This window comes from Flavobacterium sp. Sr18 (assembly GCF_011064265.1).
In the GTDB taxonomy this organism is placed as follows: Bacteria; Bacteroidota; Bacteroidia; order Flavobacteriales; family Flavobacteriaceae; genus Flavobacterium; species Flavobacterium petrolei.
Map to the genome: position 1 here is coordinate 1,311,168 of NZ_CP049329.1, position 17,219 is coordinate 1,328,386.

13 protein-coding genes are annotated in these 17,219 nt (G+C 35.5%); 8 read left to right on the top strand and 5 right to left on the bottom strand.

Annotated elements, in window-relative coordinates; all coding sequences use genetic code 11:
* Positions 1-91 precede the first annotated feature (91 nt).
* Positions 92-1,492: a trypsin-like peptidase domain-containing protein gene (locus G7A72_RS05840; RefSeq protein WP_165151799.1), complete on the top strand. Its 1,401-nt coding sequence runs from the start codon at positions 92-94 to the stop codon at positions 1,490-1,492.
* 155 nt (positions 1,493-1,647) lie between these two features.
* Positions 1,648-3,096, top strand: a complete 1,449-nt coding sequence (locus G7A72_RS05845; RefSeq protein ID WP_165151800.1) for a glyceraldehyde-3-phosphate dehydrogenase — start codon at positions 1,648-1,650, stop codon at positions 3,094-3,096.
* Positions 3,097-3,434: 338 nt separating this feature from the next.
* Here the strand turns inward: G7A72_RS05845 and G7A72_RS05850 are convergent, their stop codons facing one another.
* The gene (locus tag G7A72_RS05850) at positions 3,435-4,841 is read right to left on the bottom strand and encodes an APC family permease (protein ID WP_165151801.1); all 1,407 of its coding nucleotides are present in this window, start codon (positions 4,839-4,841) and stop codon (positions 3,435-3,437) included.
* Positions 4,842-5,242: 401 nt separating this feature from the next.
* Between G7A72_RS05850 and G7A72_RS05855 the strand changes: the two genes are divergently transcribed.
* Positions 5,243-6,163, top strand: coding sequence for a DUF6438 domain-containing protein (locus G7A72_RS05855; protein WP_165151802.1), 921 nt, complete (start codon positions 5,243-5,245; stop codon positions 6,161-6,163).
* 216 nt (positions 6,164-6,379) lie between these two features.
* Here G7A72_RS05855 and G7A72_RS05860 read toward each other — a convergent pair whose 3' ends face one another.
* Complete coding sequence (locus G7A72_RS05860) at positions 6,380-7,912, bottom strand: IS1182 family transposase (RefSeq protein WP_241258513.1); 1,533 nt, start codon at positions 7,910-7,912, stop codon at positions 6,380-6,382.
* A 109-nt stretch (positions 7,913-8,021) separates the two neighbouring features.
* Between G7A72_RS05860 and G7A72_RS05865 the strand changes: the two genes are divergently transcribed.
* Positions 8,022-8,372, top strand: a complete 351-nt coding sequence (locus G7A72_RS05865) for a hypothetical protein (protein ID WP_165151803.1) — start codon at positions 8,022-8,024, stop codon at positions 8,370-8,372.
* 192 nt (positions 8,373-8,564) lie between these two features.
* On the top strand, positions 8,565-9,425 hold the full coding sequence (locus G7A72_RS16755; protein ID WP_165151804.1) for an NAD(P)-dependent oxidoreductase: 861 nt from the start codon (positions 8,565-8,567) through the stop codon (positions 9,423-9,425).
* 120 nt (positions 9,426-9,545) lie between these two features.
* Here G7A72_RS16755 and G7A72_RS05875 read toward each other — a convergent pair whose 3' ends face one another.
* Positions 9,546-9,773: a CDGSH iron-sulfur domain-containing protein gene (locus G7A72_RS05875; RefSeq protein ID WP_113665273.1), complete on the bottom strand. Its 228-nt coding sequence runs from the start codon at positions 9,771-9,773 to the stop codon at positions 9,546-9,548.
* Positions 9,774-10,266: 493 nt separating this feature from the next.
* Between G7A72_RS05875 and G7A72_RS05880 the strand changes: the two genes are divergently transcribed.
* The 3 genes from G7A72_RS05880 to G7A72_RS05890 all read left to right on the top strand — a co-directional run bounded on the left by G7A72_RS05880 (position 10,267) and on the right by G7A72_RS05890 (position 12,571).
* Entirely contained in the window at positions 10,267-11,319 is a 1,053-nt protein-coding gene (locus tag G7A72_RS05880; protein WP_165151805.1) for a glycosyltransferase family 9 protein, read from the top strand.
* Between the two features lie 90 nt (positions 11,320-11,409).
* The gene (locus G7A72_RS05885) at positions 11,410-11,871 is read left to right on the top strand and encodes a VOC family protein (protein WP_165151806.1); all 462 of its coding nucleotides are present in this window, start codon (positions 11,410-11,412) and stop codon (positions 11,869-11,871) included.
* Positions 11,872-12,061: 190 nt separating this feature from the next.
* On the top strand, positions 12,062-12,571 hold the full coding sequence (locus tag G7A72_RS05890) for a pyridoxamine 5'-phosphate oxidase family protein (RefSeq protein ID WP_165151807.1): 510 nt from the start codon (positions 12,062-12,064) through the stop codon (positions 12,569-12,571).
* Between the two features lie 67 nt (positions 12,572-12,638).
* Here the strand turns inward: G7A72_RS05890 and G7A72_RS05895 are convergent, their stop codons facing one another.
* Together G7A72_RS05895 and G7A72_RS05900 are read right to left on the bottom strand one after the other, a co-directional pair.
* A complete protein-coding gene (locus G7A72_RS05895) occupies positions 12,639-14,129 on the bottom strand; it encodes a peptidoglycan endopeptidase (protein WP_165151808.1) in 1,491 nt (496 codons plus the stop codon).
* A gap of 715 nt (positions 14,130-14,844) precedes the next feature.
* Positions 14,845-17,112, bottom strand: coding sequence for an aconitate hydratase (locus G7A72_RS05900; protein WP_165151809.1), 2,268 nt, complete (start codon positions 17,110-17,112; stop codon positions 14,845-14,847).
* Between the last annotated feature and the right edge of the window lie 107 nt (positions 17,113-17,219).

The window sequence follows — 17,219 nt, forward strand, 5'->3', positions numbered from 1 at the left end:
TTAATCATTGTTAAAGAGCGTTAAACTACATTTTCCGAATCAATTTTAGTTTTATTTTTACGGGTAAATATCTTAATAAACGAATTTAATTATGAAAAAATTTTCAACACTATTTATGGTTTCCCTGTTGAGCGGAGTAGTAACACTAGGTTCATACAAATTATTATTTGACACCAATGGATATTTTTCTAATGATAAAAATTCAGGAGTCACAACGGCATCCGATTCCTACGGAAAGAAAGTGGGATTATCATCAGATGTGCTTGATTTTACTGAGGCTGCAGAAAAAACCATCCATACGGTTGTACACGTAAAAAACGTTTCCCGCAGAACGATTACAAATCCCATTTTAGAATACTTTTATGGATATAAAGGTGGGCAATCGCAGGAACAAGTAGGGACAGGTTCTGGTGTAATCATTTCTGAGGACGGTTATATTGTGACCAATAATCACGTAATCAAAGACGCATCAGAAATCGAAATTACCTTAAACAACAAAAAATCATACGTGGCAAAACTCATTGGAACCGATTCTAAAATGGATATTGCCTTATTGAAAATTGACGCCACCGAGAAATTACCGTATACTGTTTTTGCTAATTCTGATTCGGTTAAAATTGGTGAATGGGTTTTGGCAGTCGGAAATCCTTATAATTTAACGTCAACGGTAACTGCCGGAATAGTTTCGGCGAAAGCCAGAGATTTAGACACCAGCGGAATCCAATCTTTCATACAAACAGATGCTGCGGTGAATCCCGGAAACAGTGGTGGTGCCCTAGTAAATACGCGTGGTGAACTGATAGGAATCAACACAATGATTTCCTCGATGACCGGTTCTTATGTTGGCTATTCGTTTGCGGTTCCTTCGAATATTGCCCGAAAAATCATTGAAGATTTAATGGAATTTGGGAATGTGCAGCGTGGAATTCTTGGCGTTGAAGGAGGCGAATTGAACAGCATTAGTTCAAAAGAGTTGGGAATAGCGCAAACACAAGGATTCTACATTAATAAAGTAACCAAAAATTCCGGTGCCGAAAAATCAGGTTTAGAAAAAGGCGATGTCATCATCAAATTAGACGAACAAAATGTGGCAACGTTTGCGGATCTTTCCGGATACATCAATACCAAAAGACCGAATGATAAAGTGCAGGTTACGTACATCAGAGATGGAAAAACGAGAGTGGTTCCAGTAGTGTTGAGCAAAAATGAATTTTTCAATGCAGAATTTAAAGGTATCGAATTAGAAAACATTGAAGCTGCTGACAAGAAAAAATTCAAAATTGATTACGGTGTAAAAATCAAATCCATAAACAGCGAAAACTTGAAACAATACGAAAACGAATTAATAGGGAATATTATCTTGAGTATTGACAATGTAAAGGCAACGGATGTAGAAACGGTATCTAAACTTTTAAATAAAAAAGAGGAAAGCCAAACGGTTCGAATCGAAATGATCAATAAAAATGGAGAAGTACTTCGTGTGATACTTTAAAAGATTTTATTTTTTAAATTAAGCCATCTTGAAAAATCAAGATGGCTTTTTTATTTTATAAATAATTCATAAAATACGTTACGAAATCGATTGAAATGGGTATTTTTGCGCAAATTTTAAAAAATACAATCACTTATTTTCATTAAATTTTCAACATGGCAACCACAACTTTATACGAAAAAGAAGTTTCTTTTCAAGCCGACAGGCGACGCGCAGGAGTAAAACTAATCAAAATCATCAGCGACTTATGGTATGATAAATCCATAGAAATGGTCTTATTCCGAAATCAATTAATTGATAGAAATGTCAGTGACATTATCAATCTGCATGAATATGCCGCTGAATTTGTAGGCAAACCCATTTCAGTATTTGATTCGGTTAAAATTGCAAAAGCTATTTTAGAATTGAATTTGCCGCCTGCAAAATTGGATATTGGAAAACTTACGTACGAATATGGTTTAGAAGAAGATAAATATCCAGACGCAAAATATTTTGTTATTGATAAATTAAAAAACGCCAAGAACTCGGAAGAAATTCAACCGAAAGATGTCGTTTTGTATGGTTTTGGTCGAATTGGTCGTTTATTAGCCAGAGAATTAATGTCGAAAACTGGAAAAGGAAGCCAAATGCGATTGCGCGCTATCGTGACACGCGATAAAAATGATGCTACTTCTTTAGAAAAAAGGGCTTCTTTACTGCGTTACGATTCTATTCACGGTGATTTCCAAGGTTCTGTTACTGCTGATCCTGAAAATAATGCTTTGATTATCAACGGGACAACCGTTCACATGATAACGGCAAATGGTCCAGAAGAAATTGATTACACACAGTACGGAATTGATAATGCTTTAGTAATTGACAACACAGGCGCTTTTACGACCCACGAAGCATTAAGCCGTCATTTGGTTTCCAAAGGTGCCGATAAAGTATTGCTTACCGCTCCCGGAAAAGGAGTTCCTAATATTGTTCACGGTGTAAACCATAACGAATACAATCCTGACGAAATCAACATTTTTTCGGCGGCGTCGTGCACTACAAATGCGATTACACCAATATTGAAAGCTGTTGAAGACACTTTAGGCGTTGTCAAAGGACATTTGGAGACCATCCATGCCTATACAAACGACCAAAATCTTGTGGATAATATGCACAAAAAATACCGTCGTGGAAGAGCTGCAGCCTTAAATATGGTGATTACCGAAACGGGCGCCGGAAGTGCTGTTGCAAAAGCATTGCCGTCATTGGAAGGAAAATTAACGTCAAATGCGATTCGTGTGCCGGTTCCTAATGGTTCATTGGTCGTTTTGAATCTGGAAGTATCCAAAAAAACATCCGTTAAGGACATCAATGCCATCATGAAAAAATACGCTTTGGAAGGCGAATTAGTAGAACAAATCAAATACTCGATGAATAACGAATTGGTTTCATCGGATATCGTTGGTACATCGCAGCCAGCTATTTATGATAGTAATGCCACAATCGTTTCCGCCGATGGAAAAAATATCGTGCTATACATTTGGTACGATAACGAATACGGCTACAGCCACCAAGTCATTAGATTGGCTAAATATATTGCCAAAGTAAGACGTTTTACGTATTACTAGCCTATAGATTACAGGTTGTGGATTTGAGGTTGTAATTTTTTTAGTTTTAGTTTTTAGTCTCCTTAGTTTTAAATTTAAAACAACCGCAACCCAGCCTGAATTAAATAGAAAATCCGTCGCGTTATGATAACGAGACGGATTTTTTTTGTTATTCTACCGAATTTAACCGCAGATGACACGGATTTTCACTTATTGTTTAAAAACCCCTGAAAGGAATTAATTATGAGTATTTTAAACATATAAGGAATATAAGTCCATTTAAGTCGGACTATTTTGAATTCATAAATGATATAATACATCTCACAACTTCATAATTCATAACTCATAATTAAAAAAAACTACTCCTTCGCTTTTGTCAAATAATACACTGGAATACCAATTAGCATAATCAAAACGCCCCATCCACATGTAGTTGGTTTTGTATACAATAACGCCATGCAAATTGCCACCGTAATTAAAATGTACAGCGCTGGCAGCACCGGATAACCAAAGGCCTTATACGGACGCTCTGCATTTGGCATTTTTTTACGTAAAATAAAAATCCCATAAATGGTTAAGATGTAAAATATCAAAACAATAATTACCACAAAATCAAGTAAATCACCGTATTTACCGGTCAAACACAAAGCAGAAGCCCAAATACATTGTGCCCAAATAGACCATGCAGGAACACTTGCTTTATTCAGTTGGGCCGCTTTCTTAAAAAACAAACCATCCTGAGCCATCGTATAATAAACCCTAGCACCAGCCATAATCAAACCATTGTTACACGCAAAAGTCGAAATCATAATCATCACGGCAATAATCAAAGTTCCCACCGATCCAAAAATAGTTTGAGAAGCCACCACTGCCACACGATCAGATTCGGCGGTAGCAATATCAAACAAAGGCACTACTGCCAAGTACATCACATTGGCTAAAATATAAATTACACTTACAATCAAGGTTCCTAAAAACAAACTCAAGCCCACATTGCGTTTTGGGTTTTTAATTTCACCTGCAATAAAGGTCACCCCTTCCCAAGCCACGCTCGAAAATTGCGAACCCACAAAAGCTGCCGAAATACCACTAATTAATGCCAAACCACCTATAGGCAACCACTCGCCAGTATCTACATTCAGGCTTTGAGCTGACCAAGCGTTGGCCCAATTCGCATCCCAAACTGCTCCATCCGCAGCAATAAAACCAAAAACAATCAAACCCGCTAGCGAGAGCACTTTGACCACCGTAAGCACCGTTTGTAAAATCTTCGAGTTTTTCACCCCGCGACTGTTCACATAACTCAACAAAATAATAGTAAAAATAGAAACAATCTGTGCCGCATTGAGTTTGAAATCCCCTATTTCATATAAAATATTCTTATCACTTAAAGGTGCGTACAAGTAGGCGGCAAATTTTGCAAAAGCCACACCCACGGCAGCAATGGTCCCGGTTTGAATCACGGCAAAAAAGCTCCAACCGTACAAGAAACCCACTAGTTTCCCGTACGCTTCCTTGATGTACACATATTGACCACCCGCTTTAGGAAACATCGCACTCAACTCGCCATAACTCACGGCGGCAATCACCGTAATTGCGCCCGTAAGCACCCACATAGCAATCAACCAACCGGCAGAACCCAACTGGCGAACCATATCCGAGCTCACAATAAATATCCCGGAACCTATCATAGAACCCACCACAAGCATGGTTCCGTCAAGTAATCCTAATTCTCTTTTAAAATCGTCTGGTTTTTGGTCTTCCATATTTTTTGGTTTTGGAGTTTTGGTTTTAGTTGGCTAAAGATATACTTTTTTTGGAAATTTCATAAAAAGGACGTGAAAAGTGAATCTTGAAAAGTGAGTGGTGAAGAGTGTGATTGTTCCTTTGGGCGTGACCCTGCAGCAGCTTTGTCGTTCCTCCTCGCCACTTTGGGTCGGGCGGTACGCTGTATCTTCATTTTCTTAAAGAAAGAAAATAAAGGATGCCGCTTCCCTCCCTCACGCAAACCGAAATAAAATAACGTTTATTCTTTTCAAGAAAAATTGTAAGAAAAATTTAATATATTTGAGAAAATATAAAGCGAAACAAACCTTCGCCAAGCAACCCATATTTGGGTGCATATACGAAGGTTTGTTTCGCCTATATACAAGTTACCATCAATATTATGACAAAATTCACGATTATATTAATGCTCATATTTTCAAATATGATTTTTGGAAATAAAATTGACAAACTTAATACAACAAAAGAAGTTATTGAGTTTGTTAAAACTGTTCATCCTGAATATGGAATAGTTAGGTATAAAGACTTTAAATATGGCATATTTGACATTGAATCTATAGACTCGATTTATAATCAATTAAAATGCAAAGGGATATTCAAAATAGATGAAATCAAAAATTGGCAAAAAATTGATGTGAACAATGACGGATTAACAGATTTGATTTTCATTTCACACTTTTACGGATACACACAAAATGTAATAATTGATGAAGGAAATAATGGATTCAAATTAATCAGAAACATTGTTAAGTTTGATGAATGTGAATACATCAAACCAATAAAAGTTCAAGATAAAAATGAATTACGAATTCGAAAAGTAAATTTGCCCTTTGACTTTGATGATAATATTGAAAAATATACCAAAATAGACACTTTAACATACAAATATGATTCATTTATTGAACTTAACGATAAAGTAATCATCGATAATAAAATTAAAAATATAGAGGTTAAAACAGATTATTGCTTTGGAACTTGTCCAGTTTTTAAACTTACAATTAACAAAAATGGTCTAGCTGAGTTTGACGGTATAGAATTTACTAAGTTTAAAGGAAAATCAATAAAACAATTAAATCAAAAAAGTGTTGACGAAATTTTTAATATGTTAAATTATATAGAAGTCATAAAATTGAATGACTACTACGAAGTTAATTCTACTGATGCTCCGACAGTAACTCTCGACATATTTTTTGAAAATGGTACAGTTAAGAAAATAAAAGATTACGGATTAAGTGGTACATATGGATTGACTGCTTTGTATTCAAAATTAACCAAATTGGGAACAGAAACTGAATGGAAATAAATACTGCAGGTAACAGCTGTTTTGATATAGCTGGAGTTTAGTGGAATTGCCGTTTCGCATCAAGTTTTCGTTAAGCCGAAAACTGAAAGGTTACGAACTTCCAGTCATCTCAAAGCAGCGGGACGTCAGGCTGTGAAAAAACCTCTTTTTTGCGTTAAAATCTTCAATTTTTCCTTTTCTACAATCCAAAAGAAAGCCTTTTAAGAAAGGTCTTTTTTAGGCTGCTAATTTTAAACTGGAAAAAAAGAACTCTAAATTCAGCTTTAAATAACTCGTTTTTAGCAAAAACAAGACTTTTACCTTGTAGGGTGAGTTCCATTTTTTGAGTTTAGTAATCAAATCGGGAACGCCTAGGATATTGACACTGCGTTTGATGTTATACACCAGCATAATCAAGCTATGTTCTCCGTTTACTTTTTCTAATCCCTTTAAGTTGGTATGGTTATAGCCCCATTGTCGTTTGATGGTGCCAAAAATATGTTCATTGATTTCCTGTCGTTTACGGTAGAGCTGTGGGTTCTCATGGTAGCGCTTGTTGTTTTCTTCTACGGCATCGGCATATTGGCTTCGGTCGATTTCTCTGCCTGCTGCTCTACTTGTACATAAATGTTTTACGGGACATTCTTTGCATTTTGGGGTTCGGTATTTTTTAAAATTATAGCTGTCTTTATCTGTAGTTTTCTTATGCCAACTGCCTGTAGTTTTTAGTGTTTCGCCTTGTGGGCAAGTATAAGTGTCGTGATCGTATTGAAATTGGGCTACCAAATAAGCCTTGGTCGTACCGTTTTCGTTACTTTTTCCTTGTTCAGGCTGTGCTACAATGGTAGTTATGTTGGCTTGTTTGCAGATTTCTATTTGTTTGCCATTATGGTAACCTTTATCGACCAATGCGGTATAGGTTTCTATACCTAGATTCTCTTTGGCTTCTATGGCAATAGCTGACAAAGCACTGCGATCATTCTTATTGATGGTGTGCGTGGCTACCACCAGATTGTGTTTGGCATCGACTGCAGCCTGAATATTGAACGAAATCTCAATCACTTGTCCCTGAACCAGCAAGGCTCTGGAATCACTGTCAGTTGTGCTTATTTGAGGCTCGCCACTTGCTTTTAGTTTTTCTTCCAGTAGATCATAACGCAATTTGTTCCCTTTCAATCGGTCTAACTTTTGTTGGATATTTTGGATTATAGCTGGATTATCTTTGCCGTCATTTTCTTCCAAGGTATCCAAGTATTCTTGGGTCTTAGCTTCAATATAAGCTAAGTGTTTGTCGATTTTCTTTTGGTTGAAATTGGCTTTCTTACTATTGTGCGCTCGGCTTTTGGTGCCATCAATAGCTATGGTTTCACCGCCTATTAAGTCAGCATCTTTCAAGAACGAAACAAATAGTTTGAATAATTTTTTCAAAGCAATAGGATTGTCTTTTCTAAAATCTGAGATGCTGTGGTAATTGGGACGAATATCCTCTAAAAGCCATTGCATTTCGATGTTTCTCAAACATTCCTTTTCTAGATCACGGCAACTTCTGATTCCGTTGAGATAACCGTATAAATACATCTTTAGAAATACTTTACTATTGAAACTTGGGCGACCTTCGGTCTTGAGCGTTTTTACAGCAAAATCGAGTTTAGAGAGGTCAATATATTCGACAAAGGCATCTATAAATCGCACCTGATTATCGGGACTTATAGTGTCTTCTAAACTTGAAAAACGCATTTGTTGACGGGAAATTCCGGTGATGTGTTGCATTCTTAAATATACGAAAAACCTTCTTTTTATACAAGTATTTTATTATATTTGGCGATAATACAACGGAGGTTTTTTCACAGACTGACGTTATAAAAAACTCAAACCAAAAATGAAATACGCTGAATTTAACATCGACTCAAACAAAATAGAATTCTGGAACTCTACTTTTGGAATTGAAAGTGTTTTACTGAATGGTGAAAGAATTTCTAAAAAGTTTTCTTTTTCTGGAATTACCCATGAAATAAAACTACACGCCAGAAATTTAGTATTGGAATCCAAATACAAACAATTCGACAAAAAAGAAATCAAACTTGAATTGAAAGAAAATGGCGTATTGCTCAAGGAACAATTTGTAAAAACAGACAAAAAGCAAAGATATTTTTGGTTTCTAATTGGAATAGGCTTGGGAATTACAATCTATAAACTTCTAAATTTACTTTTGGAATATCTGTATCAATAAGATATCGTCTACCTAGACGAAAGCGACATGAAGTTACTTTTTATGAAAAAACCATACTTAAATTAATACCGCTTTTCCTCTAGCTAATTTTTGCTTCTTTCCCAGAAATAAACCGTACTTTAGTGTCGCTTTCCTGATGTTATTAAAGCTTAAGCTCCAAAACAGGAAACGTATCATTTAGCACTAAAAACTATGAATACATTAAAATTAGGATGGACAGGTCTTGGCAACATGGGAAACCCAATGGTGATGAACCTGCTCAAAGCAGGTTTTGAAGTAACGGTTTTCAATCGTACCAAAGATAAAGAAGCACCTTTACTGGCTGCAGGAGCAAAATCAGCAAGCAGTTTACAAGAACTAATGGAAACTTGTGACGTAGTTTTGACCATGTTATCCAATGACGCGGCTGTCAAAGAAGTTTTTGAGGGACCAACGGGTTTATTGTCTAAAACTAATCCTGGTAAAAAAATCATCAATATGAGTACGGTTTCCCCCGAAACTTCGCGTTATTTAAACACTATTTGCAACCAACATCACGTACATTTCATAGACGCTCCCGTTTCTGGAAGTGTAAAACCGGCACAAGACGGAACTTTGGTCATTCTCGTTGGCGCTTCGAGTGAAGACTACGAATTAGCCAAACCAATATTTGACGTTTTGGGTAAGATTGCCATTCACGTAGGTGAACCTGGCGTGGCAAGTTCGGCTAAGTTAGCCATCAATTATTTATTAGGATTGAATCTTCAAGGGATAGCCGAAACGGTTTTGTTTGCCGAGAAAAACGGTGTTAGTAAAGAAGACATGCTCAACATCATTAATCAAGGCGCTTGCGGCAACGGCATCACGAATATCAAAACACCTTCCATTCTTAACGATTCCTATCCGGCAGCATTTGCATTGAAACATTTAGTCAAAGATTTAAGACTGGCCAAAGAAGCCGGACTCGATTCTCCACTCATTCATCCTTTGTATGACAGTTATGCTGCAGCCGAAAAAGAAGGATTGGGCGATCAAGATGTTATGGCGATTATCAGCAGTCTAAAAAATAAGTGATATTTGAATAGCAGTACATCCAGCGAATAAACCATTGAGTTTAATTGGTTCAAATAATAAACAAAAAAGCTACATCTTTAGGAATGTAGCTTTTTTATTTAATGGAATCAGAAAACGATATTACTTCGTTTTAACTGGTGGCAAGTCAAATGCAGCTGATTCATGCTCAAAACCATTGCGGTGGGAACCATCACAAAAAGGTTTGTTTGCTGACAATCCGCAACGGCAAAGACCCAAAGCCGTTCTTCCTTCTAATCCGTATGTTTTTCCTTCACAGTCTGTTATTTCAAAATCGCCTTCTATTTTTATAGAACCATTGCGATTAATTGTTAGTTTTGTCTTGCTCATAATGCTTTAATTTTTTTAGAGTTCAAAGATTGCAAAATATTTTAGGACCTTTCTGCATTGCTGCGCTTTTTTATGATTCCAAATCGTAATTTACATTAATTCTATTTTGTGCTACAGTTAAATTAGGAGCAATCGCAGGCAACTGAAAGAAATTAAAAATTAGAAATTTTTGAATATCTCAAAATTTGGCACAATCAAAAAAGAGGACATTCTGCTTAAAATTATCCAACCATTGAAGAACATAACAATCAAATTAATTGCAAAAATACAGCGTAACTTTATATGTCGTTTTTATTTGCATATTCAATCCTTAAGAATAAAGTATATTATAAGAAGCTACAAATATTATTAGCTTCTATATTGTATATTTGCCCGTTAGGTAATCCGTTTTGGGTGGTGTTATTTATTTTATGTTCTGTAAAAAAGAATAAAAACAGACCTTTTCAATTTTATATTTAAAAATGATTTCAATACTATATAATATTTTAAAAGCATGAGTATCTTAAAAAAAGTAAATGTATTCCGAAGAATTGTAACGCATAACCTAACTAAAAATATTGGGAATTCACAAAAGAATCAAATAATCGATTTATCTCAAAAAATCGAAATCAAAAGGGTTTTAATTTCCAGACCCAATCACAGACTTGGAAATTTGTTACTCATAACACCACTGGTGCAGGATGTAATTGCTACTTTTCCTGATTGTAAAATTGATTTGTTTGTAAAAGGAGGTTTGGCTCCAATTGTTTTTAAAAATTACACCAACATCAATTACATCATTGAACTTCCAAAAAAACCTTTCAAAAATTTGATCGACTATTTCAAGGTTTGGGTGAAAATTAAAAAGCAAAAATATGACATTGTCATCAACGTGGATAAAAACTCCTCTTCGGGACGATTATCGGCACAATTTGCAGATGCTAAATACAAATTTTTTGGAGAACTGGATGAGGAAATGCAATTAAAATACACCGATTATGAGCATATTGCAAAATATCCTGTGTACGAATTTAGAAGTTTTTTGACCAAATTAGGGTTTCCAAAAAATGAAAATCCTGTTCCGTCACTAGACCTTAAATTGAGTGCTTCAGAAATTGCTGAAGGCCATACAATTGTTAAAGAACTGGTTAAAAATGACAAAAAGACCATTTGCATATTTACCTATGCTACTTCTGACAAATGTTATTCAGAATCTTGGTGGGAGGAATTCTATGAAAGACTGAAAATAGAATATTCTGATTATAATATTATTGAAATCTTACCCGTTGAAAACATTTCGCAAATAGGATTTAAAGCAACCACTTTTTACAGTAAAGATGTTAGAGAAATTGCCTCCGTAGTTGCGAACACTACACTTTTTATTGGTGCTGACAGCGGAATTATGCATTTAGCTAGTGCTGCAAAAACACCTACAATTGGGCTTTTTTCACGTCCAAATATAAACATGTACAGGCCGTACAACAATAATAGTACCGCTATAGATACAAATACTGGAGCTAAAGAAGACTGGATTAAAACCATAAACAACGTACTGCTTAACCAATAATTCATCTGTATCCTAATTATAAATGAATCATTTGAAGTGGCAATAATGAAACGGTAAATCGATTAAAATACTGAACGCAATCGCAGCAACATGAAAACAAAATTTCTACTTCCGCTCCTATTTGTCTTCCTTAGCACAGGAACACTTTGGTCACAAAACACAGAAACTTTTACTTTGAAGTTAGATCACATGGCACTTTCAGTTAAAGATCTGGATCGTTCTGTTGATTTTTATAAAAATGTATTGAAGCTTTCAGAAATCACCAACCTTACCAAAAAAGAAGGAATTAGATGGATTTCATTGGGAGATGGGAAAGAATTACATCTTGTGTCAACCATAAAAGAACCGGTTACCATAAACAAAGCGGTTCATGTGGCGTTTAAAGTCACTAATTTTGATGCTTTAATCACTAAGCTGCAAAACCTCAACATTACCTATTCCGACTGGCCGGGAACACTTGATAAGATTACGGTTCGCGCAGATGGAATCAAACAAATCTATATCCAAGATCCCGATGGATATTGGATTGAAATTAATAGTGTTGAAAAATAACCAAATCCAGCTACTTCCCTTTTAATTTATATCCTTCGGAAGTTGTATGTATTAATCATCAGTTACTTAAGCTATAGATATGTGAAAGTTGAAACTTTTACTCTTAATTGTGTAACCCTTTTTTGTGTTTTGTTTCCCAACTTTGTATAAGAATTTACGGAGTCTAACAATAAAACTAAAACTTAGGATTATGAGTGATCAAGCAAATGAACATACAGTTGAAGGAATAGATAAACTTAAAAGTCTGGTTGAAGAAATCAACACCTGCCTTTTTTGTACCAATCTCAAAACGAATGATGGAGCAACCACCAGACCTATGGGAGCTGTAAAAGTATGCGATGAAGGAAACATTTGGTTCTTCAGCGAAAAAAATAGTGATAAAAACAAAGAAATTGAGCAAGATTCCAGTGTTCAATTATTTTTTGCACATCCTGGAAAAGGAAGTTACATGGTTGTAAATGGTGACGCATCCATAGTTACCAATCAAGAAAAAATCGAAGAGCTTTGGTCTCCCGTTGTAAACATATGGTTTAAAGAAGGTAAAAATGACCCTAACATTTCGCTTATTAAAGTAAAACCAAGCAGTGCATACTTCTGGGACACTGACGGAAATCAAATGGTTAATTTTCTAAAAATGGCAGCCTCAGTTGCTACAGGAACTAATTATGTAAGTGGGAACAAAGGAGAAATAAAAATCTAAAAGACATAAAAAAAACGTTCCAATCTTGGAACGTTTTTAATATGAATATTTTTATTTTTCTAAGAAATTATTGTAGTACTCTATTAATTTGAGAAAAGTTTTTTCGATAATATTTCTCTTTGGTAGATGATATTATAACTCCGTTGCTAACTGATGAATGAATGAATTTAATTTCATCTTCACAAACCTCAACGACCATCCCAACGTGATTAATCTGGCTTCTACCATTAGTTTTAAAGAAAATCAAATCTCCTTTTTGAGCCTCTTCCGTGTTAATTTTAGTTCCAATGTTGGACTGCTCATGTGATGTTCTTGGCAATTTAATATCGAATGCTCCAAAAGTAGTACACATAAGACCTGAGCAATCAAATCCAGATTTTGTGGTTCCTCCAGTGCGGTACCGTGATCCAATATTTTCGGAAGCACGTTCAATCAACTGATCTAAAAAATCATGACTGAAAGTTGGTTTCGCAGCGTTATTAAAATCAATTTTAGAAGTTTGAATATCCGAATTATGGTAGCTATCAGTACTTACAACTGCATTTTCAACAGGTACAGTATTTGCCGAAATATTTAATTTGTACCCTACAGGAAGTCCATTTTTAATATCTGGATTTTGCTTTTCTAATTCACTAACGGTAATTCCGTACTGTTTTGCAATAGCATATTTAGTTTCTTTTGGCAAGACCTCGCGGATAATAAGCTGCGGTGCATTATCTGTAGTTGTTTCATTTTGAGAAAACTGAGTCGCTACTGTTTTTGATAAATCTGTAGTTGTTTGGATAACGACAGCTTCTTCTAATGTTGGTGCGATAGTTTGTAATGAAGTAGCATTTTTTGAAATAAGTACTGGTGACTCTTTAGTTTCTTGTGATACTAAAACTGTTTCTGACAAAGGAGCGGCAGGAATATTTATTTTTTGACCAACTCTAAGTGCTTTTACGCCTATTCCTGGATTGGCTTTATCAAATTCTTTGATTGTAATTCCGTATTTTCTTGTGATGGAATATTTTGTTTCTTTTGGTAAAACTTCCCAACTAAATGTATCAGGTTTTGTGGATATCGATTCCGTGGATTGAGGCAAAATAGCCACTTCATTTTTTGATTCCGTTTGTTTTATTGGTGCAATCGTCGCTATTTCAGATGCGGTAGCGTTACCGGGAATATTTATTTTTTGACCAATTTTTAATTCGGAAGAAGCGAGTGTCGGATTGACTTGGTTTAATTCTTTAAAGGAAATTCCGTATTGTTTTGCGATTCCGTAAAGTGTTTCTTTAGCTTGAACTTCGTGTTCTTTAACGGAATTATTTATTGCAATCTTACTTTTAGAAACAGTATTTTTTGTAGAAGCGATAGGAATTAATAAAACGGAATTGAGTTTTAAAAGATTCTTGGCATTGGGATTTAATTTAAAAATAGCGCTTTGTTTTACTTCATATTTCTCAGCGATACTCGATATTGTTTCCCCTTTTACTATAGTGTGTTTTGTGATTTTCTCCTGTGAAAAAAGAACGATACTATTTAAAAAAACTAATGTTACTATTACTCTAAAAGTCATATTCATTTATTTCAAATTACTTACCCCATTGTATTCTTCATAGCGATTTCGGGATATAATTATTAAATCTCGCTTAGGAATGCACTTTTACTATTTTTATTTAAAAAATTGTAAAAAAATTTCTCATCTCTTTGATAAAAGAGAGCCTAATTTGTGCAATTATTATTTGTTGATTTTTTGTTCTGATTGCAAAAGCAACTCAAACAGTAACGCAAGACAATTGTATGCTATTGTTGCGCAGAAAATAAAAATAGGTAGAGAATTGATGTAACTAATAACCAATAAGCTCAAATACAATTTAATTTTTCTTGTTTGCTAATTTAAACTATAAAATCAAAAAACCTTCTTTTTTTTTTAATTTTAACGCAGTTTAAACACAAACGACTCTTTTTTTTGATTTTTCAACACATTTTAACCGCAAATTTGATGCTTTTTTAAAAATTATTCACTCTTATCATTAATGCTAAAGTAATGAATAATTTGGTTTTGATTAAATAGCCCTGATGAGAGTGGAAAGCCTTTTGAAGTAGAAGTGCCTATTTTTCCAGAGAAAAAAAGAGCGACTAAAAGAAGCTCCTTTTTTATCTTGGAAAAAAGCAATTGTGCAAAAAAGCTTGAAACGGTCAGCAGGAAACAGCTCCAGAAACAAAGTGTAATTGAAACAAAAAAACTCCCAAGTTTCCTTGAGAGTTTTAGAACTATAGTATTGAAATGCTTATGCTTTTCCAGCAGCAGCAATCAAGTTTAATGCTGAACCAGCAACGAACCAACCAATTTGTCCTTCGTTATACGTATGGTTTGCCAAGATGATATCTTTGGTTCCATCCGCGTGAACGAATTCTAATGTTAATGGTTTTCCTGGAGCAAAATCAACTAAATCTGTGAAGTTGATGGTATCATCTTCCTGAATTTTCTCATAATCAGCTTCGTTTGCAAATGTCAATCCTAAAAGACCTTGTTTTTTAAGGTTTGTTTCGTGGATACGAGCAAATGATTTTACCAATACCGCTTTCACACCTAGGAAACGAGGTTCCATAGCGGCATGTTCACGAGAAGATCCTTCTCCGTAGTTGTGATCTCCCACCACAATCGAAGGAACACCAGCTGCTTTGTATGCACGCGCTACAGCAGGAACTGCATCGTAAGTACCAGTCAACTGATTTTTCACTGTATTTGGTTTTTGGTTGAATGCATTGATAGCACCAATCAACATATTGTTAGAAATATTATCTAAATGTCCACGGAAACGCAACCATGGTCCAGCCATGGAGATGTGATCTGTTGTACATTTTCCGAAAGCTTTAATCAATAATTTAGCTCCTGTAATATTTTTTCCGTCCCAAGGCAAGAATGGCGCTAATAATTGTAATCTTTCTGAAGTTTCACTAACCGCGATTTGAACACCTGAACCATCTTCTGCCGGTGCTTGAAAACCCGGGTCTTCAGCATCAAATCCGTTTTTCGGCAATTCGTCGCCTGTTGGCACTTCTAACATTACTTCTTCACCATCTTCGTTTATTAAAGTATCCGTCAACGGATTGAAACTTAAATCTCCGGCAATTGCCAAAGCTGTTACCAATTCCGGTGAACCTACGAAAGCCAAAGTGTTTGGATTTCCATCGGCACGTTTGGAGAAGTTACGGTTGAAAGAGTGAACGATTGTGTTGCGTTCTTCTTTTTCTGCTCCTTCTCTGTCCCACATTCCGATACATGGTCCGCACGCATTAGCAAATACCGTCGCACCAATCTTATCGAAAGTATCGATAAAACCGTCACGCTCGATTGTATAACGAACTACCTCAGAACCTGGAGTGATCGTGAATTTTGATTTTAATTTTAATTTTTTGTCGGTGACTTGTTTGGCTATTGAAGCTGCACGAGCAATATCCTCGTAAGAAGAGTTGGTACAAGAACCTATCAAACCTACTTCTATTTTCAAAGGCCAGTTATTTTTGATAGCTTCCTCTTTCATTTTAGAAATTGGAGTTGCTAAATCCGGAGTATAAGGTCCGTTTAAATGTGGCTCTAATTCGTCTAAGTTAATTTCTATAACTTGGTCAAAGTACAATTCTGGATTAGCATAAACTTCCGCATCACCTGTTAAATATGGAGCAATTTTATCCGCAGCATCAGCAACATCAGCTCTATTTGTAGAACGCAAATAACGGCTCATAGAATCATCATAACCAAATGTAGAAGTAGTTGCACCAATTTCGGCACCCATATTACAGATTGTTCCTTTTCCAGTACAAGACATAGAAGTTGCGCCTTCTCCAAAATATTCAACGATAGCTCCTGTTCCACCTTTTACGGTAAGAATTCCTGCTACTTTAAGGATAACGTCTTTTGGAGCTGTCCAACCGGAAAGTTTTCCAGTTAATTTTACTCCAATTAATTTAGGAAATTTTAATTCCCACGCCATTCCTGACATAACATCAACTGCATCAGCACCACCAACACCAATGGCTACCATTCCTAAACCACCTGCATTCACAGTATGAGAATCAGTCCCAATCATCATTCCACCTGGGAAAGCATAATTTTCAAGTACTACTTGGTGAATAATCCCAGCTCCTGGTTTCCAGAAACCAATTCCGTATTTATTAGACACCGAAGAAAGAAATTCAAACACTTCATTACTTTGTGTTTTTGCTCTGGCCAAATCAGTTACCGCATCAACTTTAGCTTGAATCAAGTGATCACAATGCACTGTTGTAGGAACCGCTACTTTAGTTTTACCAGCATGCATGAATTGTAACAACGCCATTTGAGCGGTTGCATCTTGACAAGCAACTCTATCTGGAGCAAAATCGACATAATCAGCACCTCTTGTAAAAGCTTTTGACGGCATTCCATCCCAAAGGTGATTGTACAATATTTTCTCTGTTAAAGTAAGTGGACGACCAACTATTTCACGTGCTTTGTCAACACGAGAAGTCATGTTGTCATACACTTTTTTAATCATTTCTATATCAAAAGCCATATCTAATTATTTTCTGTTATTATCTTTAAAACCACAAGGTACAAAAAATAGAAGACCTATTAAAATAAAAAAAGCCTAAGTCTATTGAAAGACTTAAGCTTTTTGAT